This is a genomic window from Anabaena sp. EIM26, assembly GCF_057568715.1.
In genome coordinates, this window is sequence record NZ_CM172472.1 from 5,330,117 (window position 1) to 5,354,075 (window position 23,959).

14 protein-coding genes are annotated in these 23,959 nt (G+C 38.2%); 6 read left to right on the plus strand and 8 right to left on the minus strand.

The features are described 5' to 3' along the window. The first annotated feature begins 153 nt into the window (after window positions 1-153). Together AC012T_RS23150 and hetI are read left to right on the plus strand one after the other, a co-directional pair. Window positions 154-1,260, plus strand: a complete 1,107-nt coding sequence (locus tag AC012T_RS23150) for a YheT family hydrolase (protein ID WP_487061138.1) — start codon at window positions 154-156, stop codon at window positions 1,258-1,260. Further along, the gene (gene hetI, locus AC012T_RS23155) at window positions 1,247-1,966 is read left to right on the plus strand and encodes a 4'-phosphopantetheinyl transferase HetI (RefSeq protein ID WP_487061140.1); all 720 of its coding nucleotides are present in this window, start codon (window positions 1,247-1,249) and stop codon (window positions 1,964-1,966) included. Before AC012T_RS23150 ends, hetI begins: the two co-directional genes overlap by 14 nt. Before the next feature lie 70 nt (window positions 1,967-2,036). On the opposite strand, the gene AC012T_RS23160 is transcribed toward hetI, so the two are convergent. Then, on the minus strand, window positions 2,037-2,240 hold the full coding sequence (locus AC012T_RS23160; RefSeq protein ID WP_487061142.1) for a hypothetical protein: 204 nt from the start codon (window positions 2,238-2,240) through the stop codon (window positions 2,037-2,039). 282 nt (window positions 2,241-2,522) lie between these two features. Here AC012T_RS23160 and AC012T_RS23165 point away from each other — a divergent pair, with 282 nt between their 5' ends. After that, window positions 2,523-4,433, plus strand: coding sequence for an ATP-binding protein (locus AC012T_RS23165; RefSeq protein WP_487061144.1), 1,911 nt, complete (start codon window positions 2,523-2,525; stop codon window positions 4,431-4,433). Between the two features lie 55 nt (window positions 4,434-4,488). Here the strand turns inward: AC012T_RS23165 and AC012T_RS23170 are convergent, their stop codons facing one another. From AC012T_RS23170 to AC012T_RS23185, 4 genes are all read right to left on the minus strand, one after another. Beyond that, entirely contained in the window at window positions 4,489-5,532 is a 1,044-nt protein-coding gene (locus AC012T_RS23170; RefSeq protein ID WP_487061146.1) for a 3-deoxy-7-phosphoheptulonate synthase, read from the minus strand. A 275-nt stretch (window positions 5,533-5,807) separates the two neighbouring features. Further along, window positions 5,808-7,469, minus strand: coding sequence for an alpha-amylase family glycosyl hydrolase (locus tag AC012T_RS23175; RefSeq protein ID WP_487061148.1), 1,662 nt, complete (start codon window positions 7,467-7,469; stop codon window positions 5,808-5,810). A gap of 720 nt (window positions 7,470-8,189) precedes the next feature. Continuing rightward, window positions 8,190-8,567: a DUF1823 family protein gene (locus AC012T_RS23180; RefSeq protein ID WP_487061150.1), complete on the minus strand. Its 378-nt coding sequence runs from the start codon at window positions 8,565-8,567 to the stop codon at window positions 8,190-8,192. Window positions 8,568-8,773: 206 nt separating this feature from the next. After that, a complete protein-coding gene (locus AC012T_RS23185; protein WP_487061152.1) occupies window positions 8,774-9,217 on the minus strand; it encodes a hypothetical protein in 444 nt (147 codons plus the stop codon). 329 nt (window positions 9,218-9,546) lie between these two features. On the opposite strand from AC012T_RS23185, the gene AC012T_RS23190 reads away from it, so the two are divergent. After that, a complete protein-coding gene (locus AC012T_RS23190) occupies window positions 9,547-9,840 on the plus strand; it encodes an acylphosphatase (RefSeq protein WP_487061154.1) in 294 nt (97 codons plus the stop codon). A 50-nt stretch (window positions 9,841-9,890) separates the two neighbouring features. Here the strand turns inward: AC012T_RS23190 and AC012T_RS23195 are convergent, their stop codons facing one another. Continuing rightward, on the minus strand, window positions 9,891-10,706 hold the full coding sequence (locus tag AC012T_RS23195) for a dienelactone hydrolase family protein (RefSeq protein ID WP_487061156.1): 816 nt from the start codon (window positions 10,704-10,706) through the stop codon (window positions 9,891-9,893). 236 nt (window positions 10,707-10,942) lie between these two features. On the opposite strand from AC012T_RS23195, the gene AC012T_RS23200 reads away from it, so the two are divergent. Continuing rightward, window positions 10,943-13,048 carry a M3 family metallopeptidase gene (locus AC012T_RS23200; protein WP_487061158.1) on the plus strand — a complete coding sequence of 702 codons (2,106 nt, stop codon included), beginning with the start codon at window positions 10,943-10,945 and terminating at the stop codon, window positions 13,046-13,048. 96 nt (window positions 13,049-13,144) lie between these two features. Here the strand turns inward: AC012T_RS23200 and AC012T_RS23205 are convergent, their stop codons facing one another. Further along, entirely contained in the window at window positions 13,145-16,216 is a 3,072-nt protein-coding gene (locus AC012T_RS23205) for a CHAT domain-containing protein (protein WP_487066720.1), read from the minus strand. Window positions 16,217-16,526: 310 nt separating this feature from the next. Then, window positions 16,527-18,329 carry a ShlB/FhaC/HecB family hemolysin secretion/activation protein gene (locus AC012T_RS23210; RefSeq protein ID WP_487061160.1) on the minus strand — a complete coding sequence of 601 codons (1,803 nt, stop codon included), beginning with the start codon at window positions 18,327-18,329 and terminating at the stop codon, window positions 16,527-16,529. Window positions 18,330-18,561: 232 nt separating this feature from the next. On the opposite strand from AC012T_RS23210, the gene AC012T_RS23215 reads away from it, so the two are divergent. Next, a complete protein-coding gene (locus AC012T_RS23215) occupies window positions 18,562-23,655 on the plus strand; it encodes a CHAT domain-containing protein (RefSeq protein ID WP_487061162.1) in 5,094 nt (1,697 codons plus the stop codon). Window positions 23,656-23,959 lie beyond the last annotated feature (304 nt).

A 23,959-nucleotide genomic window follows, 5' to 3' on the forward strand; every position in this document is an offset into this window, starting at 1 on the left:
CTTAAAAAATTATGACTACTTATTTAAGGATAAATAAGAACCTTTGTTATATGCAAAGATTATTATTTTGATTATTAAAAGATTTGAAATCTAACATAAATATTAAGATTAAAGGACTACGAAATCAAGATCAATTTACACGAAATTTTATCTATGATGTGTGACTCTACCTACAATCCGCCTCATTTCTTGCGAAATGGTGTGGCTATGACCGCTTACACCGCCTTATGGGGAGGACGTAATTGGCAAAGTACTACTCTACATCCAGAGCCACTTTATCAGAAAGTAATCTTCACAGGTGGGCAGGGTGTGCCAATTTTTGGTTGGGTCGCTATCCCCAAAAATGCTCATAGCACAATTGTTGGCACGTATGGCATTACAGGAGAGTTGGATCAGCAATGGTTTTTGCGCCTGTTGGGACGAAAAGCCTACGCTCAAGGATACGCTGTCGTGTTATTTGATTGGCGGGCGCATGGGAAAACAGCGGAATTATCTCCAACGCTGACTTCTGATGGGTTGTATGAAGGAGAAGATTTTGTTCACATTGCGGCTGCTGCTGCGGCTATGGGCTGTCCTAAAAAGTTTTGGTTTACAGGATATTCCTTAGGGGGGCAATTGGCGTTGTGGGGGCTGAAAGCGGCTGTAGATTTGACTAGAAGCGGGGATTTAGGAATTAAAGAAAGTGATATTGCTGGGGGGGCGGTAATTTGTCCAAGTTTGGATTCATTGCGATCGCTCACTTATCTAGTTACTACACCCTTTGGTAAGTACGTAGAACCACGCATTGCTAGAGAATTAAAAAACCTCGCTTGGAAACTGCATAATACTCATCCTGGCTACTTTGACGCAGATGCTATTAACCGCGCCAACAGCATTTGGGGATTTGATCAAGAACTGGTAATCGCACGTTTGGGTTTTGACTCTGTAGAAGCATATTATGAAGCCAGCAGCGGTTTACATCTATTGCCTAAGCTATCAAAACCAACTTTAATTCTTTATGCGGCTGATGATCCATTATTTGATCCTGACATTGTTCCCGATCTAAAAGCTGCTAGTGCTAAAAACCCTGCCATAGATTTGTTACTTACCTCATACGGTGGTCACGTAGGCTATATAAGTAGTAAAAAATGTCAACGTCAATCTCAGGACTCTGACCAATGGTGGGCTTGGAATCGCATTTTACAGTGGATAGGAGATAGACATAGTAATGAGATAGTAAGTAAGCAGAGAATAAATACAATCACGAATGACTACGTTTAATCATATTTGGCTACCTGCTTCTCAAAATTTAACTTTGTCACCAGATCATGTGCATATCTGGAAAATAAATTTGCAGCAACCAGAATCACAGATACAATCTTTCCGAGAAACTCTATCTAGTGAAGAAATTGCTCGCGCTGAACGGTTTTATTTTCCTGAACATCGTCAGCGGTTTATTGTTGGTCGTGGTAGTCTCCGCGCTATTTTAGGACAGTATTTAAGTGTAAACCCCTCACAAGTAGAATTTGATTATCAACAACGTGGAAAGCCTATTTTAGCCGCTAAATTTGCTGATAGTGGGGTATTTTTTAACTTGTCACATTCTCAAGATTTAGGTTTATGTGGAGTCAGCTATCAGCGATTAATTGGGGTTGATTTAGAATATGTCCGCCCCATGTCGGATTTAGAAAGTCTTGCTAAACGCTTCTTTTTACCTAAAGAATATGAAGTGATTAAATTACTCTCCCCTGAACAACAACAACAGGTATTTTTTCGTTACTGGACTTGCAAAGAAGCTTATTTAAAAGCAACTGGTGATGGTTTAGTTCAGTTAGAGGAAATTGAAATTTATTTAACACCCACAGAATCGGCTCAATTGCTTGTATCGGGAGATTGGGTTTTAAAGGAATTAGTGCCAGCAGATAATTTTGCAGCGGCAATTGTTGTGGCTAATAGTGATGTAATTTTCCAATTTTGGCAATCATAATTTGCTTTAAAGTCCAGTTCACATAATTTAGTCTAATTGATAATTAGTCTTTTCAATCACCAATGACAAATTAATAAATTTCGTGTCTATAAAGTAAGTCTATCAAAAACAGACGAGCTTGTTCTAGTGATATATGTCTGGGTTTTCCTTGATAAACAATTTGATATTCATCCATCTCTGGCCCATCTCCATAGCCAGAAATCAGCTTCCGGTGAAATGCTTCTTCTGCAAGTTCTCTAACTTCATTTCTCAGAGCAGCTTGTGTATTATTCATAACTTTGCTGTCTCCTTAATTACTAACTTTATTTATATCAAATCGGCCAACTTCTTACATCTTTCCCAAGTGATATTTTTATCATTCCTGTCTAGATACTGATTTAAAAAACTTTAATCAAGTTTAAATTATGCCCTAAGATAGCTGATTTTTTGCATAATAGAAGTAAGTTGGAATCGCAAAAATAGTCTAAACCAGTGTAAGTCGATTGAAATTCAAAGACTCTGAGTAATTTAACTCAGAATTAAAATTTTGAGTTGTCTAGCCAAAGGTTAACAATTAATGGTTCAAGACCAAAGCACTGATAGAATTCGCATCAATGCGAGAAGAACTGATGTTTTTGATATTTTCAACTTCAAGTATTATATTGGCTCAAACCCTTATTTAGATACAGGGGCATTAGTATTTGATTTTGCTTTGACTGAACATCAAGATCCACTACCGATTAAAGAGTATGTTGCCATTATTAGTGATTTTTATCCTCACTTAGCAGGTAAAAAATATCAACTATATGCTGATTTATTTGCTCATGTGATCTCAGAAGTGGGCAAATTAGATATGGGGTTACATCTTAATAATTGGACTATTAAGCCATATCCTTCTTATGTAAGAATTGGTATTCAAGCACTTCATGAACAAACAATTAGAGGAGTGGTTTACTTAGTTTGGGATTGGTTTGAAAGTATTTCTCAAAATGAAGATTTTCCCTTTGAAAAACGGTTAATAGAATTACAAAATAGATTCCGAGAATCTGTTTATGGTGGATCTACCGTTTATGCTTTATTGCAAGCTGCATATCAACAGGGTATTCCTGCTTTCTATTTATGGGAAGAAGGATTAATGCAATATGGCTATGGGAAAAAACAGGTACGTGGGGTAGGAACAACTTTTGATATTGATAGCCATCTAGATTCAGAATTCACAACCCGTAAAGATGACTGTAAGGAATTTCTACAAAGATTGGGTTTCCCAGTTCCCAATGGTGATATTGTTATTTCTGAAAAAGCAGCTTTAGCTGTAGCGCGAGAAATTGGCTACCCAGTTGCAATTAAACCTGTGGTGGGTCATAAAGGAATTGGTGTAACTCCTGATGTACAGAATGCTAGAGAGTTAAAATCTGCCTATAATAAGGTGATACTAGCAATTCCCAAAGAGGAATCACAGCGGATAATTGTTGAAAAAAGTATTTCGGGAAAGAATTTTCGGTTACTGTGTGTGAACCGTAAATTTATCGCTGCTACAGAACTTATTCCCGCGTCGGTTGTAGGTGATGGGTATTCAACTATTAGAGAATTAATCAAGCGAGAGAATCGCAACCCGAAACGAAGAGATACACCCACCTCACCCATGAGTAAGATTTTGATTAATGAAGGGATGGAATTGTATCTAAATGAACAGAGATTAGGCTTGGATAGTATAGTGAAGAGCGATCGCACTATTTATCTTAGCAAAGGTGCAAATATATCATCTGGGGGTATTAGCATCAATGCCACAAATACAATTCACCCGGACAATATTATCTTAGCCCAAGACATCGCCCAAAACTTTCGCCTTACTTGTTTGGGTATTGATATCATTGCTAAAAATATCTCTAAATCTTGGAAATCTGGTAATTTTACTATTTTAAAAATTAATGCTGCACCTGGTATTTTTATGCACCTTAACCCAGTTAAAGGTGAAATTATAGATGTTCCTTTTCATATTTTATCAACCTTTTTTAAGTCTGCTCAAGATGCCAAAATCCCAATTATCACTTTTAATAAAATTAGTCTTACCGAATTACAAGCAACAATTGATCATATTTTATTAAAATATCCCGACTTGATAATTGGTGCTGTGTGTAATGAGGGAATATTTATCAATCGGTCAGAAAAGATTTTGCATCAAGATTACAACTACAACGTGCAAACTTTGTTGCGTCATCCTCAACTAGACTTACTAATTGCTGAATATCCAGAAGATATTCTCGAAGCCGAAGGAATGCTTTATCAAGGTAGTAATATTGTTGTTTTGGATAATCCCAGTGAAATGGAAATGATCTTACTCAGAGATGCAATAGACGGTGCAATGGCGTTGATTAAAAAGGAAAATAATGTTTCTATTCACCATAAGGGGTTAATTGAAAATTATACTTTAGAGAGAGAAGAAGATTTTTTTAGTTTTTATTTGCAGATCATTAGCTCAATTTTCTAATTCTTCAATGCAGAGAAACGCAGAAAAATTAACCTGCGTCTCTGCAAGATTTGATTTATTTAAGTTTAGCGTGAGCAGCTAAAATAATCTTTTCAGTTTCTTCCCAACCAATACATTTATCCGTTACTGAAACACCATATTGCAATTCTTCTCGTTTTCCAGTAATGGGTTGACTACCTTCATATAAATTTGATTCTAGCATCATCCCTACGATTGAAGTATTACCATCAACTATTTGCTGAATCACATTTTCTAAGACGAAAGGTTGTTTTCTATAGTCTTTATTGGTATTACCATGACTACAATCAATTACTATTCTCGGTGGTAAATTTGCTGCTTTTAATTGTTCTTCCACTAATTTGACATTATCTATATCAAAGTTAGGTTGACTCCCTCCACGCAAAATTACATGACCATAAGCGTTACCTCTAGTTTGAAATACGCTCACCTGTCCCTTTTGATTAATTCCTAAAAAATTATGTGGTTCTTTCGCTGATTTTAGAGCATTCAAAGCCACATTAATATTACCATCTGTACCATTTTTAAAACCGACTGGCATAGAAAGTCCACTAGCCATTTCTCGGTGAGTTTGTGATTCAGTTGTTCTCGCTCCAATTGCTGACCAAGCCACCAATTCACTGATATATTGGGGAATGATGGGATCAAGTGCTTCTGTGGCAGTGGGTAATCCTAGTTCTGTTAATTTCAATAACAAATTACGAGCAATTAAAATCCCGCGTTCTACATGAAAAGAATCATCCATATCTGGATCATTAATTAATCCTTTCCAACCTACAGTTGTTCTGGGTTTTTCAAAATAAACCCGCATAATTAGCAGCAGTTTATCTTCAACTTTATCTGCTAAAAGTTTTAATTTCTCTGCATACTCTATAGCTGCTTTAGGATCATGAATTGAACAAGGCCCAACTACAATAAATTTTCTATTATTTTGAAAATCAAGAATATGTTCTATTTCTTGTCTGAACTGCAAAATTCTCTGTTCTACAGATTTAGTTAAAGGTAATTTGGCTTTAACTTCATTGGGAGTTAATAAGACGTGGGAACTCTTAATGTTAGTGTTAATTAATTTGTTGATCATGACGACAATCGCTTGATTGCTCTAAAGCTATTTAATGTGTAAACGATTACTATACACATTTTCAAGAAAAAATACAAGTTTCTTTCATGGAAATTAAATAATATTATTAATTGAATTTTTTAGTTATTTTTTATTTAATTTAGTTAATTATTCATATGACCTTTGATATAAAAAATATTTGCTGTTGTTAAATCTTGTAGTTTTAATCGCTATCAAAGGGGGTAAATAACCCCCTCTTCAATATGACTACAATGCTGTTTCAGTTACAGTATATTTCATTTCTGCCAGACAAATACTTTGGCTTCGTAAGAGCCTAAGTCAGTCATAATACTATTTTCGCCTGCTTCTATATCATAATTACCCGTCCACTCATGCCATGTACCACTAGAGGGAAAATTAGTAATTTCGTAGCCAGCTAAGAAGTTATCAGAGAAATTGGCCACTACTACTACACGAGAACCTTCATCATTCCATCGACTATAAGCGAGAACTTTTGTTTCTGGGTTTTCGTGGATAAAATCAATGTTTTCTGTGTAAAGTGCATGATTAGTTTGACGTAGATTAATCAAGCCTTTATAGTAATCCAACAAACTGCGATTTAGGTCATTACCTAGCAAATTCCAATCAATTTTTGATGCAGAAGATTGTTTAGGTTTATATTCACCAAATTCTTCACCCATCCAAATTAAAGGTACACCAACGGCTGTCATGAGAATAGCTGCTCCTAATTTAGCTCGCTTTACAGCTTCCTCGTCAAAAATATCACGATTAGCCAACTCAACCATTATATGATCATGGTCATGATTAGTTAAGTAATTAACAACATTGGTTGTCCCCATGAAGCCTTGGCGTTTACAGTCAATGACATCTTTGAGATTTTCTAATTCAAAGACATCACCACAAATATGTACTGTAATTGTGTGCCGGAAACTATCATGCCAGCAACCATCCATTGGACCATCTTGATTAGTAATACTGGGAGTTTCTGGAATATGTTCTGCGATGTTATAAAAAGGCTTGACACCAGCAGCATTTTGAGTTTCCTGAACAATCCAATGCATGAAATCGTAGTTGGCGATTTGTCTAGCGGCATCATAACGAATACCGTCTATATGATATTGTTCAATCCAAAATCGAATTGTATCACCAATAAATTTCCTAGCCGGATAAGTACCTAAATTTTCGTCATAATGTTCGTAATTAAATTCAGGCCCCCAATTATTTTCGGGATCACGGGGAGAGTTATGATACCAATAGTCATGGTCTATTTGGGTGAGGGGACTGGATGCTTCTGAGTGGTTGTAAATTCCGTCCATAATCACACGAATGCCTCTGGCATGACACTCGTCAATCATATTTTTTAAATCTTCTGTAGAACCATAACTAGATTCTGTGGCAAAGAAGTGACGGGGATTATAACCCCAACTATAACTACCAGGATATTCTTTTATAGGCATCAACTCAATAGCATTGATTCCTAATTCAGATAGGTAATCTAATTTTTCAACTACGTGTTTATATTTCCCTCTGGCAAAGGGGTCATCTTCTCCACCAGAAAAGTCCCCAACGTGCATTTCATAAATTACTAATTCATGATCTGGTGATAGGTTTTTGTCATCATGTCTCCAAACATAGGTATCAGTAATAATCTCCCCATCTTTCACTCTCACAATACCGTTATCTTTTCCACCCATTTCATCAATGTTTGTGGCATAAGGATCTGTGACATCAACCCACTGTTCTGGTTCAAAAAACCAGGAGTTTGATTGAACTCGAAATTTATAGTTATAACTTCCGTCGGCTAAGTGTATGTTTGTCCGAAAATATCCATCTTCCCCTTTTTCCATTGGTATTTCTTGCCAATTAGAAAAAGACCCCATTAAGGCTACTCCTTTGTTATAAGGAGCAAATAATTTAAATTCAATTGACTTTGCCATAAAATAAAGCTTTTGATAGTATATAATTCTGATATATTATCTGATGTTACACTTTATAATACAATCAGTCTTGAGGAATATTTAAATATGTATGTAATCTAACTCAGGGGATATATTGGAAATTTATTTTTTTGTTACTCTAGTAATATTTAATGTTCGATATAACTAAGCTTAGAGAAAATTAATATGAATCTGCATAGAATAAAATATCAATAATAATTGTAGCTTGCTTCCCATAGGGTATGTAGAAATAGCGGAATGAAGTATCTCACAACTTCACGAAAAATCAAGATTCTTTCCTACGGAACTTCGCGAACCCTCCACTGCGTTCCGGTCAGAATGACAAATTATCAGGACTTACGCAACTGGCATATTAGCAGGTGCGTCAGATTTAGAAAGTCTGTTCATTATTACTCAATAATCGCATCTGACGCACCCTACAAAAGATATTCAATGTGATGATTACGTAAGTCCTAATTATATAGGAATCATATTTGATTTCTGAAAAAATCTAGCCGTAACGCACCAAAGGCTTCAAGGCAGGTGCGCTCCACTCTAAGCGTAGCCATGCCCGCTAGGGCTTTACACACCTTACGTATCTTTCAAAATCAAATATTAGTCCTATATGTATCCTCTAGGTAAACAGGGATAGGTTTTGAACTTGCTCTTTGTATTATCAAAAAATCAAATTCTTAGCCTTTTTGAGTATAATATGGAAATTTATTCTATTTTTCCAGTGGTGAGTACCATATGACTTAACAACCAATTTGCTGCTGTTGCTCGGCGAGTTTGTCGAGGTCCAAAATCACCGATTTTATAACCTTTAAAACCTAGTTTCTCTTTGAGTAATTGTTTGTTTTCTTGAGGAATAGAACGAGTCAATTTCATGGTTGCAGGACGAGAATCAAGAAAATTTATAGGTTGTGGATATTCATCTCGCCATTCTGCGGCTGCTTTACTAGTATCCCATTGTTTATTTGTGGAGTTGTAATGATAACCTAAGTAATACCAAACTAATTGGTTAACTGTATCGTCATCAATTGTATCGTTGATGATTGCCCAAATTGTTTCTGTGTTAAGTGGTGGTAGGTTAGACATAAGCAATTAAAATGGGTCTGTTGTCATGTACAGAATAAATACTATCCAGTTGTCATAATAAATTATTTTCACTATCTGGATAGATTTATGAAGACAGAAATAATTTTATCTTTTTGGAAGTTGATGAAAAGATTTATGGGATACAACCTAGAGATGAATTTGCTAAAAAAGGATCTTGACACTATTTTCACATGGTGTTTTGTTAGCTATGGATTTATTTTTACGTCTTTAAACAAATTAAAAAGCTCTACGCAAACGGCGGTAACTTGATCATTAGCTATTTGATCATTTGTAATCCATCCGCTGTAAACCCAATCTCCACAAAAGCTGTAATAGGCATCTATTTTGTTAGCTTTGTCCCAAATGGAATGAAATTCTATATGATCTAATTTGTAAGGGGCGCTCAAGCTAAAAGTACCGTCTTCAGATGATTGTTGCCAAAAACATACATTTATTATTCCATTAATTGAGTCTTGTACTTCAGGTATGAAAATTTTAAATCCTTCAAACATTCTTCCATACCATATTTCTGCTTCAGTATTATTTTCTGGAAAATACTTTTTGACAATTTCCGACATTTTGAGCAAATACTGCCGAATTTCTAAATTGTTAAGTAATGCTTGTTCACAATGAGATAAAGGTTGGTGCATGATATTGATCCTTTTATAAGTTCTACTTAGATTTTTTTGTTATGTTTAGGTTAAAGACTTAATGAACTGTTATGGCTTTGCTACTTCCATAGAAATAATTGTAACTGTTTACACCTTCTTGATATAGGATTCCTATTTGATTTATGAATGGGTTTTAAGATAAAAGCCTTGTTGCATATTGATTTAAGTGTCGGTATATTTTCAATATTCAGACCGGATTTCTATAGTACCTGTGTTCATAAACTAGGTAAACTGGAAATAGTCAATATCTAATATCAAACAGGGTTTTTGAGTTTCTGCTTTCTACCTCCTGCGTTTTTTACCAGTTTATGCACAATTCGATACTGCTACCAAAACTAATCCGGGCCCATGTCTTGATTGCTGGTCAAGTTCAAGGGGTGGGCTATCGCTATGCCACTGTAGATACAGCAAGCCAGTTGGGGTTAACGGGTTGGGTGAGGAATCTTCCTGATCATCGGGTGGAAGCTGTGTTTGAGGGGGTTGAGGAGGTTGTAGAAGAGATGGTGCGCTGGTGTCACATTGGGCCACCAGCAGCGGTGGTGAAGAACGTTGTAGTTGAGTATGAACAACCGGAAGGGTTACGGAGATTTGAAGTTCTGTAGTTGCACTGAGACGGATACAGTACAATTAGTAACAACGATTGAAGTTATGTCTAATTACTGGATTTGCTATTTGAACTTGGTGTACGAAAGATTTCTGCAAAAAATTGCTGCATGGCTTGCCAAGAACGCTGCTCGGCAATGGGGTTATAAACTGAGCCTTTGAGTTTATCTTTGGCTGCTGGGTTGGTAAAGGAATGAACGGCTCCACCGTAAGAAATTAATTGCCAGTCTATATTAGCCAGCCGCATTTCTCTGGCAAAGCCGTTTACTTGTTGTTCTGGTACTAGGGGGTCATCTGCTCCGTGCAGTACCAATACTTTGGATTTGATGTTTTTGGCATCTTCGGGGTTAGGGGTGTCGAGGTTGCCGTGAAAACTAACTACACCTTTGATATTTGCGCCACTACGGGCTAATTCTAGGACTGTACCACCACCGAAGCAGTAACCGATGGCAGCAATGCGTTTGGGGTCAGTGAATTGATTTTTTTGTAAAACTTGTAGACCAGCAGTTGCGCGATCGCGCAATAATTGTCTATCATCACGATACAATTTCGCTTGCGCTCCTGACTCTTCGGCATTTTTTGGTCTTATACCCTTGCCATAGATATCAGCCGCAAAAGCAACATAACCCATTTTCGCTAATTGCTCAGTCCGTTGTTTTGCAAACGATTGTAAGCCTGTCCAGTCGTGAACTACTAAAACACCAGGACGTTTGCTTTTAATTGCGTCATCATAAGCTAAGTAGCCTGCTAAAATTGTATTTCCTTGCTTGTACTCAATAGTTTTGGTTCTAATTGCTGCTAACACATTCCCAGGAGTCAACAACATCACCACCGGTGTAAAAAAAATAGAAAGAAGAATTTTCATGAAGCTGTAAATACTAAAACACTCATCATGCTTAATTATCCCCACAAAATCTCCAAAAACAACAGCCGCATCATACTGGTTACTGCAAAAATCTGGCTTCTGCTTTCCGGCAGATTTTCATAAATTTAGAAGAGTGCCATTCTAGCAAGCCTAAATTGTGTAGTGAAGGTACATTATTAGTTATATAAATAAAAATCATTGTTTCCCCTATTTATCGGCTACTAACAAAAAAAACCATGAGTGCAACTGCTACTATTTCTCAAAGTCCCCTTGTTCAAGGCTGTGGTTTACCTCCGTTTGCAGAGATTACACCGGAGCAAGTAGAACCAGCCTTCAGGCATCTGTTAGCAGACCTGAAGCAACAGCTAGATATTTTAGAAGCTAATGTAGAACCTACCTGGAGCGGTTTGGTAGAACCTCTAGAGCGGTTGACAGAAAGGCTACATTGGAGTTGGGGGATACTGAACCATTTAATGGCTGTCAAAAATAGCCCAGAATTACGCATAGCCTATGAAAAGGTTCAGCCGCAAGTAGTGCAGTTTATGAACACTCTTGGTCAAAGTAAGCCTATCTATAATGCTTTTAAAGCCCTTCGCGCTAGTCGTACTTGGGTAACGTTAGAATCAGCCCAGCAGCGCATTGTTGAAGCCGCAATTCGGGATGCAAAATTATCTGGTGTGGGACTAGAAGGAGAAGCTAGAGAGCGTTTCAACACTATTCAGATGCAGTTAGCAGAACTGGCTACTAAGTTTTCTAATAATCTTTTGGATGCAACTACAGCTTTTAGTTTAAGCTTAACAACCAAAGCGGAAATAGAGGGTTTACCAAGTAGTTTACTCAGTCTCGCTGCTCAAGCTGCCCGTGCGGCAGGAGAAGAAAACGCTACTCCAGAAAATGGCCCTTGGCACATCACTTTGGATTTTCCCAGCTATTTCCCTTTTATGCAACACAGCACCCGTCGGGATTTGCGGGAAAGGCTTTACAAGGCATATATTACCCGTGCCACCGTTGGGGAATTGGATAACAACCCTTTAATTGATATTATTTTAGAGTTGCGGCAAGAACTGGCTCAGTTAATTGGCTTTCAGAATTTTGCTGAACTGAGTTTAGCCAGTAAGATGGCGAAGAATGTTCAAGCGGTAGAAAAGCTGTTAGAAGAACTACGTCAAGCGAGTTATGATGCTGCTGTTAAAGATTTAGAAGCACTAAAAGCCTTTGCTAAAGCTAAGGGAGCAGCAGAAGCTGATAATTTGCAACATTGGGACATCAGCTTTTGGGCAGAACGTCAACAAGAAGAGAAATTTGCCTTTACAGCAGAAGAATTGCATCCCTATTTTCCCCTACCACAGGTGCTAGATGGGTTATTTGGGCTGGTGAAACGGTTATTTGGTGTCACGGTGACTCCCGCTGATGGTCAAGCCCCTGTATGGCATGAGGATGTACGTTATTTCCAGATATCTGATAAACATGGTAATGCGATCGCTTATTTTTATCTAGACCCATACAGTCGTCCCGCCGAAAAACGCGGTGGTGCTTGGATGGATGCTTGTATTCATCGCCGCAAAATTAAAGAAAATGGTATCACCAGCATTCGTTTACCTGTAGCTTATTTGATTTGCAACCAAACTCCCCCAGTTGATGACAAGCCCAGTTTAATGACTTTTGATGAAGTCGAAACATTATTCCACGAATTTGGACATGGTTTGCATCATATGCTCACCAAGGTTGATTATACTGGAGCAGCAGGTATTAATAATGTCGAATGGGATGCTGTAGAATTACCTAGCCAATTCATGGAAAACTGGTGTTATGATCGCCCCACTTTATTTGGTATGGCTAAACACTACGAAACAGGTGAACCACTACCAGAGCATTATTACCAAAAGCTGTTAGCAGCACGTAATTACATGAGTGGTTCAGCGATGTTGCGGCAAATTCACCTCAGCAGTGTTGATTTAGAACTACACTACCGCTATCGTCCTGGTGGTAAAGAAACCCCCGTAGATGTACGTCATCGCATTGCTAAAACTACCACCGTTTTACCACCATTACCCGGAGATGGATTTTTATGTGCATTCGGTCACATTTTTGAAGGTGGTTATGCAGCAGGTTACTACAGTTACAAATGGGCAGAAGTCCTCAGTGCTGATGCTTTTGCCGCTTTTGAAGAAGCTGGACTTGAAGATGAAGAAGCAATACACGATACTGGTAGACGCTACCGGGATACAGTGTTAGCACTAGGTGGTAGCAAGCACCCAATGGAAGTTTTTCAAGCCTTCCGAGGTAGGGAACCCAGTACGACTGCACTGCTAAAACATAATGGTTTATTGGCTGTGATTTAAAGCTGCTGTGGGCGGTATTACCGCCCCAATCTAATTAATTTCTCACGCAGAGACGCAGAGGCACAGAGAGAGAAGATCGTTGCTTAAAAATTCTGATTACAACCCATTACCAATTAAAATAAATGCAGCCCAATAATAAGGATGATTAAACTCAGTTTTATTACTATTATTTAATAAAGCCAGTTGTGCTTTTTGCAATGCTTCTGCTTTTGTCATATTTCCTACTTTCAAGACTGTATAAAATTCATTCATTAAAGCTTGTGTTCCCCCATCAGAAACACTCCATAAAGAAGCTATCGAAGCTTTTGCACCTGTGAGTTGAATCTGATAACCTAAACCCAAAATTTCTTGTCCATTGCCCAATTTTTCACCTAAACCTGTTTGACAAGCACTCAAAACTACTAAATCTACATTTGGTAAAGACCAATTTTCAATATCTCGCAGTGTGGCTTTTTCTCCATCTCCAAAGATAATAAATGAATTTTCTGGTTCACCACTTACAAGTAGTCCATGTGTAGCCAAATGGACGATTTTATAATCATTCATTTGGGGAATTGTAATTTTAGGTGTAAATTCATTATCTAATAATATTTTTGTCCCCGGAATTGTTTTAGCTAGGTTTTCCACTTCGACTTTAGCAAATTCTAAACCGCTAAATTCTGCTTGACGTTCAGTTCCCAAGCTAACTGTATATTTTCCTTTTGTAAAAGCTGCTGCTAATGTTTGGAGATTTTTTTGAGGCTTGTTATCTAATTTTGTCAAACTCGCAGCCGTGATATTATTAATAATATATCTCTGTGTTAACCAATTTTTGCCATCATATAATGCTGCTAAAGGAATATATCTTAATCTATCATCGGGTGCATAAATAATGGCTTTTGCATCAGCTTGTTTGAGGTCATTTTCGATGGGTTGAATGAGATAAGTATATAATTTATTAGCTGTTGCTTTTACATCTTTTCGGGTATTAGTTAATTCTTGTCTAAATTGGGTAATCAGTTGATTTAATTCATCTTTTTTAATTGGTACTGTCCGATGAATAGGTGGAGAATCTGCACTAACTATGACTAATTCTAATCTATCATCTAAAACTAAGGGATAAAGTAATACTGCTTTTTGATTTAATTGTCTTAAATTATCCCGAATTGAGTTAAGTTGACGGAGGTTGATGTTTTCTTGTCCTGTCGTTACAGATAATTGCTGTACTAATGAAACTACAGATGGATTTTTAATAAATTTATTAAATTCGGCTGTAATTATTTGTTCTGATTTCACTAATTCAGCAATGCGTTTTTCTTGGGTAGCTGTGCGAGATTTTTGGGGAACTTTTCGCAGTTCTGTAAGTTCTTTACCCAAGGATATAGCTTTATCTTGAATGGCACTATATTTTTGAGTAATTTCTTGTTCTTGGGGTTTTAGGGGTAATTTATTTGGGGAAACGGTGGTTATTTTTTCGGGATTTCTTTGGTTATTATTAGATATATTATTAGTTTTTTGAGGACTTCTTTGACTGTCACCAAGAAAATCAGTTACTTCTTGGATTTTCAATAAATCCAAAACTTCCTGCGCTTCTGCTGGACGATTTTGCTGAAGTAATAAGTCTGCGAGTCTGCGGTATCTCTCAGAAACTGTTTCTGTATATGATTTTTGAATATTTGTGGGGATAACGCGCAAATTTTGACGAATGCTTTCTGTGAGGTTTACCGATTGTTTATAAAATGCGATCGCTAATTGTGGTTGTTTTTGAGCAGATAGCACATCTCCGGCAAATTTCAGAGTTGCAGATTCACTAATTTTATCGCTAACTTCTCGATGTATTGCTAAAGCTTGCTGATAGAATTCTAAAGCCTTTGCATTCTGATTTTGTTTCTGGTAAATTTGTCCTAAGTTACTAATTGTTACTCCTTCACCAGTTCTATCACCAACTTCTCTATAATTAACTAAAGCCTGTTGATTTAATTCTATAGCTTGATCATATTTATCTTGATTTTGATAAATACGTCCCATGTTATTGAGAGTAACAGCAATCCCTGATTTATAATTATTTTCTTTGTATATATTTAAAGCCTGTTGATATAAATTTAATGCTTGGTCATATTTACCTAAACCAAGATATATTTGTCCAATATTATTGAGATTCAGTGATTCACCTTGAAATTGAAAAAAATCTTTGCCAAAGGCATCACCAACATTAGCACGATTAGTAAGTTGTTGCAAAGCTTGAGGATTATCACCTAAAGCATTGTAAAGTAACTCGATCTCTTTTTTAGTTGTGCCTTTGTACTCACCAGTCCGCAATTTTTTGTAGATATTTTCTGATTTTTCAGCAAATTCTAAGGATTTTTGATATTGACCTAAACTAAAATAAGCACCTGCAAAGTTATTGAGGATTGCGGCTTGTGTACCATAATAAATAGAGCAGCAGTCTTGGAGAGTATTTGCTGCTTGTTGATAAGCTTCCAGTGCCTGAGCATAGTTACCCAAATTAACATACACTACTCCTATATTATTCAAAGTTTGCACGCTACCGATGCGATCGCTCTCCGTTTTCTGAACTACTAAACTTTGTTGATAAGATTCTAGTGCTTTTTCATACTGTCCCAATCTAAAATTAACTGCACCAATATCAGTTAAAATAATTGCTTCACTGGTAGAATAACTGGATTCTTTGGGTTTAGCAGCTTTGAGTTCTTTGAGAATAGCTAAACTAGATTGATAAGACTCCAGCGATTTTTGGTAATTACCAAGATTGAGATAAACTTCTCCCATGTAAGACAGGGGTATCCATTCATTTTCTCTATCTTTGTTGTTTTTGCGAATCTCTAAAGCTGGTTGGAAAAATTCCAATGCTTTTTGATATTCTCCTTTTTGCAGATAAACATAGCCAATATTAACCAGACTATTAGCTTCTCCTGCTGTAGCTTTATATTTTTTGAAAATGGTTAACGCTTGCTGGAACATTTCTAAGCCAGCGTTCAATTCACCTAAACCTACTAAGTCTTTATAAACTAAACCTTCACCATTATTATTGAGATTAATTGCCTCAATAATAGCTTCCTCAGAAGTTGGTGCGGGTGCTTGTGCAAAAGATGTTTCTAACGGATAAAAAATGAAACATGGCGAACTTAAAGTAATAAAAGCAGTTACAGCAATTAAACGAAATTGCATCATATTGGTAATTGGTGATTGGTAATTTGATATAGCAGGGAACAGAAGAAAAAATACTCTTCTTCCTTTCTTCTTTCTAACTCCGAACTCCTGACTCCTGACTCCTGACTCCGAACTCCTAACTCCGAACTCCTGACTCCGAACTCCTGACTCCGAACTCCGAACTCCTGACTCCGAACTCCTGACTCCGAACTCCGAACTCCGAACTCCGAACTCCGAACTCCGAACTCCGAACTCCGAACTCCGAACTCCTGACTCCGAACTCCTGACTCCGAACTCCGAACTCCGAACTCCGAACTCCGAACTCCGATTATGGTTGATAACGGACACTAAAATAAAAACCATCATCTTGAGCATTATTACCCCGGTCATCTAAATTAATGAAGGGTATACCATAATCAAGTCGCATGATCAAATTTTCAATTCCTAAAGCTTGATTCCACAATAATCCTAAACCTGCACTGGCTAAAAATGTTTGATTGGGTAGATTGTTGGGGTTATCAGATTTATTCCAAACTGCACCCAAATTAGTAAAGGGAATCACCTGGATTATGGGTAATCCCGCAGCGTCACGTTGTACTGTGATTCTGTCTTCAATTGCTACCCGAAATCCATTATCTCCAGAACGAGCATTTTGTCGATATCCGCGTACAGATTGACCACCACCAATCACAAATTGTTGGGAAGGTAACAGGCTATCTGGTGTGAGTTGTAAGTCTGCTTGGACAATTAATAAGTGATTTTCGCTGAGTCGCTGCACTCTTTCTAGTTGACCTAACCAACTGAAAAAGCGACCATCAGGAGTGGGAGAATCGTTTGTGGTAGCATCAAATAAGCCTGTGCCAAAATTAAATTGCGATCGCACTGACCAAGCACCTTGCGGATCTCTTCTTGTATAATCTTGGGCAAATTTAATTACACTGGTACGACTTACCCCATTTTCATCAGGGCCAATACCAAAAGGTGTGGGGAGTTGATCAAACAGAAAAGTCTGACCATCTTGATAGGTAAATCCTAAAGACAAAGCCAACTCTTCTCTGGGAGTTCTGACTAAAGGTTGACGATAATTGATTTCATATACATCTTGTTCGGCTCTAATTCCTAAATCTTTAAATGGTGGTTCTGTAATTTTGCTACTGCTGGGGGCAACTCTCAATTGTACTTTCCCATTCATGGCATTAACAGGGATTTGATAACTAAAATCAAAGCTATCAACACCACCTGTAACTGAGCGATAATAAGAACCAGCTAATTCATCTCCTATCCCAGTTAAATTTCGCTCTCGTAGTTGAATTCCCAATCTTTCTGAACCAACACTAGGAGGTGAATAGTTATCTGCACTCAACCCAAACTCAAAAGATTTAGCCTCTTGGATTCTGACTAAAAGCAGACTTTGACCAACTTGACCAGATGGACGTAGACTAGCTTCCACATTATCAAAGAGTGGATCAAGTCGGAGTAATCTTAATTGTTCTTCTAATTTAATAGCATTCAAAGGAACACCAGCACCCAGTTGTATTCGATTCCGAATATAAGCAGGATTTAACCGCTTTGTTCCTGTAATTTCAATATCTGCTAAACGTCCTTCAATTATTTGAATTACCGCAATACCATCTGTTATATTGGGTTGCTGGGTAACTGGAATAGCTCTGGAATTAAGATAATTTTTATTTAAGTAAAGTTGGGTAACAGCATCTGCTGCTTTTCTGATATCTTCTTGTGTTAATTCTTTGTCAGTAAATGGCTTTACAACTGCATTCAATTCATTTTCATTGAAAACCGTGCTACCGATAACCTTAATTTGCCGTATATAAATACGCTCAGGGGCTGCTGGTGGTGCTGATTCAGGAGGTAGAGCATCTGGTGTCTGTACTATTACAGATGGGGAATGATCAAGATCCAAATAGGAATCTGGGTTAAAAACCTGACCATCACTAGCCGTAGCCTTCATACCATTAATGGCTACAATCGAGATTATATTCAGAATTAGCAAAGCGCATTGAAACTGGATGCTTTGATAACTCCGCAGAACAACCAATTGATGAAAAAAATATACAATGCCTGGCTGTTTTTTAGCTGCGTTTTTCACACCAGTTTTTGTTTCTTTTCTCATTTCACTTCCTTGGGATGCCTTATTTAGCAGTTATTAGTTCACAGTTATCAGTTATTACCATCTTTACGGTACAATGTTGACTGTTCACCGCATGAATATCATACATTTGTTATTACTATGACATTCAAAGATTAATAAAATTTGTAAACAAAAAATATATAACTTACGATTGTACCTAAGTTATATTTCCAGCATTATATTCTGAACAGAGCAAAAATTGCGGAGTACTTCGATGTCACAACTGATATCTATTGTCATCGTCAATTACAACCGGGAGTCTTACCTTGGGAGTGCGATCGCTAGTGTCCTAGAACAAACATGGCAAGACTTAGAATTACTGGTATGGGATGATGGTTCTACAGATAGTTCAGTGGATATCGCTCGTGAATATGCCCAAAAGGATAGTCGAGTGCGAGTAATAGCTGCACCTCATTTGGGAATAGCAATGGCTCGACAAAGAGCAATATCCCAAACTACCGGACTCTACCTTGGTTACGTAGATAGTGACGACATCCTCGCCCCCACAGCCCTAGCTGAAACCGCATCTATCCTCAACCGCAACCCCAAAATCGGCTTTGTTTACACCGACTACATAGACATAGACAAAGACGGAAAATATCTCAACTATGGTCATCGCTGCCACATTCCCTACTCTCCACAGCGTTTGTTAGTAGACTTCATGACCTTTCAATTTCGCCTCATTCGTCGTTCAGTTTATCAACAAGTTAACAGCATCAAAGGTTTCGCAAATTACGCTGACGACTACGATCTCTGCTTGCGACTCTCGGAAATTACCCAAGTAGCGCGTGTACAAAAACCACTTTACTACTATCGGCAACACTCAAATAATACCTCCCAAGTATGCCGACAACAAACTCTCCTATCTTCCCAAAAAGCAATATCCCAAGCCCTCGAACGTCGGGGAATCAGTGATAAATATCAAATTGATCTCGAACTATCCACAAGTCGCTTTATACTCCGACGCAAACAACCCTGGCAAGATTTTGTCAACAGTGCCACTCAAACAATCAAAGCTTTATGTTGGCGTTTAACTCCTTATATCATCCCTTTAGTGGGAGCCATGAGTACAGGATTAGCCAACGCCCAAATAGTCCCCAACGCAGATACAGGAACAATTGTCACCCCCAACGGCAACACAATCAATATCAATGGTGGGACAACATCTGGTGCTAATCTCTTCCATAGCTTTCAAGAATTTGGCTTATCACAGGGACAAATAGCCAACTTTCTAGCTAACCCCAATCTGCAAAATATCCTGGGTAGAATTACAGGCGGCAATGCTTCTATTATCAACGGTTTAATACAGGTAACAGGAGGTAGCCCTAACCTCTATTTAATGAATCCTGCCGGTTTTGTTTTTGGTAATAGCGCTAGTTTAAATGTTCCTGGAGCTTTCACAGCCACAACAGCCAACGGCATCGGTTTTGGTAATAATTGGTTTAATGCTTTTGGTAATAATGACTACAGCACTTTGGTAGGAAACCCCAACGGCTTCGCCTTTACCATGAGTCAGCAAGGATCAATTATCAACGCTGGTAATTTGGCAGTAGGTACAGGACAAAGTTTAAACTTATTGGGTGGTACAGTTGCCAATACCGGACAACTCACAGCACCAGGAGGACAGATTTCCATTACATCTGTACCTGGACAAAATTGGGTGCGTTTGAGTCAGCCAGGAAATTTATTAAGTTTGGAAATTCAACCATTTTCTGGACAAAATCAACCGAATAGCCCACCTTTATCAATTGCATCTCTACCCGAATTACTCACAGTTGGGAACACAGGTTTAACCGCTAACCCAGATGGTACAGTTCAAGTTATGGGTTCTGATGTTAAACTTCCCTCTACTGCTGGTACAGCGATCGTTTCTGGAAATATTGATGTATCTGGTGAAACTGGGGGTACAGTAAATATCCTGGGTGATAAAATAGGTTTAGTAAATGCCAACATCAACGCATCTGGTAATAATGGCGGTGGTAAGGTACTAGTTGGGGGAGATTTTCAAGGTAAGGGAACAGTACCCAATGCTACGCAAACTTATGTTGATGCAAATTCAGTTATTTCAGCCGATAGCAATCTAAATGGTGACGGGGGAAGAGTAATTATTTGGGCTGATAATAGTACAAAATTCTTTGGTAATATTACTGCTCGTGGTGGAGCAAATTCTGGCAATGGTGGTTTTGTAGAAGTATCAGGTCAAAATTATCTCACCTTCAATGGACAGGTAAATACTACAGCAGTTAATGGTAGCATGGGTAACTTATTATTAGATCCCACAACCTTAACCATTATTGATGCTCCGTTAAATTCAGGGACATTTGATACTACATTTACTGGAGCGATCGCTTCTGGAGATGCAGATAATGGAGCTAACACCATTTCTTGGGGTGCTTTAGCAAATTTAGGTGCGGGTGCAAATATTAATTTACAAGCTACAGGGGATATCACCATTAATGCCATTACAGGTAATACACCTGGAGTAACCACCGCTGCTGGTGTAGCTACATTAAACTTAGGTAACAGCGGCAGCTTCAGCCTGACTTCTAGTAGTGGTGCGGTAAACTTTGCTAATCTCACCAATACAATCAGGACTATTGGGGGAGATATTAGTATTTCCGGTGCAAGCCTAAATCTGGGAAATCTTGACACAACTTTAAACTCAGGAAGCTTCGGAAGTAGTGGTAATGTCACTTTATCTGCGGTGGGGAATATTATTGCAGGTGACATTGTTGCCTTTGGGCAGGGTTACGTTGCTCAAGCTGGTAATATTCAAGTTAATAGTACCAATGGCAGTATTCAACTAGGCAATCTCGATACTTATCTTAGTAACCAGGGTTTTTCTAATAATAATAATTCTCTAGGGGGCAATGTCACTTTATCTGCTAATGGTGCAGTTGATGTAGGAGCTATCAATACTAGCGTCACAGATCCTACAACTAGTACCGCTACCAGTGGTAGTGTTGACATTACAAGTACAACAGGCAGCGTTACCACTGATAGTATTAATTCCTCCATGACAAGAATCAGCGGAGGAAATTTTACGGGAGAGGGGGGTGCAGTCACTTTAAATGCCAGAGATAACATCACTGTTAATGGTGCAATTGATACTTCAACAATTGCCACTCTTGTAGACGGTACAACTGTTATTAATAGTGGAAATGTGAGCTTGAATACTACTAATTCTTTTGGTAGCATTATTCAATTTAGTAGTATTAATACCCAGTCTACAACAGATACCTTAGAACCTGTTGGTAACTCAGTCCAAGGTGGAAACGTAGAAGTCCTTACCAATGGCTTGATTTTAGGAACAGGAACTGTCGGTACTTCTAGTAACACTATCGCAACAGCTGGAAATCTGGCTACCCTATCTCAGAATGGTAATATTCTTAACACCGTACCAATTGCCAATGCAGGTGGGACGATTAAAATTCAACATGACGGTGGCCCAGACAACGAACCCTTTACTGTTGGTTCTGCTGGTGTTAATGGCACAGTAGGGTCGCTGAATACGGGTGATGCAAACATATCTTTAGGCAGCTTTCCTGTTTTAGCTAATGGTGGTGATGCAGCTGGAACTCCAACAAATATTACAATCACCTCAGTCAACACACCTCCCACGATAACGGCAACCTCACCAATATCATTTAATGTCAAAGCAAATCAGTCGGTAAGTTTTACATTTAATGCGGTTACAGGTGATGTCAATGCTGATAACACAACTATAGAGATCAATTCTATTCTGGCTGGGACTCTGAGAAGAGGTAATACGGTGTTAGTTGCCGGAGATATCATATCTTCCGGTGAGACGCTAATCTACACACCACCAACTGATACAACTGGCTCTATTAATGCGTTTACAGTTAAATCGAGCGATCGCGTTTCATTCTCCACACCTGCTACAGTCACAATTAACATCAACCCCCCAGCAGATAACCCAACACCACCACCTTGTAATTTCCAGTGTGAAAAACCACCCGAAAACCCACCAAAAACCCCTCCTAATTCTGATAAACCAATTCTTGATTCTGATCCTACTCCTGAAGATAAATTTACAAACAGCTTTACTAGTCAATTAGGTATATCCACTCCTAAAGTCAAAAGCACAGATGAAGCCAGTGATATTGCTCGCCAAATTGAGAAAGCAACTGGTGTTAAACCTGCATTTATCTATCTCAGTTTTGTCCCGGTAGAAATTTCACCAGATTCATCTTCAAAGAAAGCTTCTGATAAACAGTTGAAAATCATAACTGACCAGGATAGTGACCAACTAGAAGTTATAGTAGTAACCGGAACTGGAAACCCCATACGTAAACGGATTTCAAATGTCACAAAAGCTGAAGTTCTCAAAGTTGCTAAGGAATTTCGTGACCAAATCGCTAGTCCGCAGTTCCGCACCCGCAAAACTTACTTGCAACCGGCTCAACAACTTTATCGTTGGATAATTGCTCCAATACAGGCAGATTTACAAACTCAAGGCATCAAAAACCTAGTTTTTTTACCAGATGTCGGCTTACGTTCAACCCCAATGGTTGCTCTTCATGATGGACAAAAATTTTTGGTCGAAAATTATAGTATCGGTTTAATGCCTAGCCTCAGCTTAACCAATACCCTCTATACAGACATCAAACAATCCCAAATCTTAGCAATGGGAATTTCTCAGAGTACCCAAGGGCAAGAACCTTTACCCGCAGTACCTATAGAGTTATCAACATTAGTAAATAAACTCTGGCCTGGCAAGTTATTGTTGAACCAACAAGCCACATTAGATAATCTGAAATCTATCCGTCGCTATCAACCTTTTGGCATTATTCACATGGCTACCCATGCTGATTTTATTGGTGGTGCTGTGGATAATTCCTATATTCAACTATGGGAAAACAAATTACGTTTGAACGAAATCAGGCAATTAGGTTTTAATAACCCCCCAGTGGAAATGCTGGTACTGAGTGCTTGTAGAAGTGCCTTGGGAAATAAAGAAGCAGAAATTGGGTTTGCAGGTTTAGCAGTATTGGCAGGTGTAAAAACTAGTGTTGCCAGTCTTTGGGCTGTTAACGACGCTGGGACAGCCGCATTGATGGCAAAATTTTATGAGAGTTTGAAAACTTCTCCCATTCGTGCAGAAGCCCTCCGAGAAGCTCAAGTAGCTATGGCAACAGGGAAGATTTATTTAAAAAATGGACAGTTACAAGGTTTAGAACAAGTTGGTAGCCTACCTTTACCTACTGAAAGTTTTGAACAACCGAATGAATCCCTCTCCCACCCTTATTATTGGGCAGCATTCACAATGGTTGGCAATCCTTGGTAAATTAGTTTGCAGATGTAGCAAAGCGCTGAGTAATTGCTGAGTTTTGTCAAGTCCTGCCAGCAGGGCTGCGCTTAGATAAGTTGCAGACTCTTTAGCCTGTCCTGAATATAAACCCAGTTGCTTCAAGGCTTTGAGCAATTACCAATTAGGGCTTTACAGCAAACCCCAATTACCAGTTTAAAAAAGATCAGGACTTACGCAAAATGTACCCGAAAACCTGATTATTCCGTAGCGGTAATTCATGAATTACCGCTAATTTCGTTGTGTTGTGCGTAAATCCTCAAGATAAATAGGGCTTGCTGTT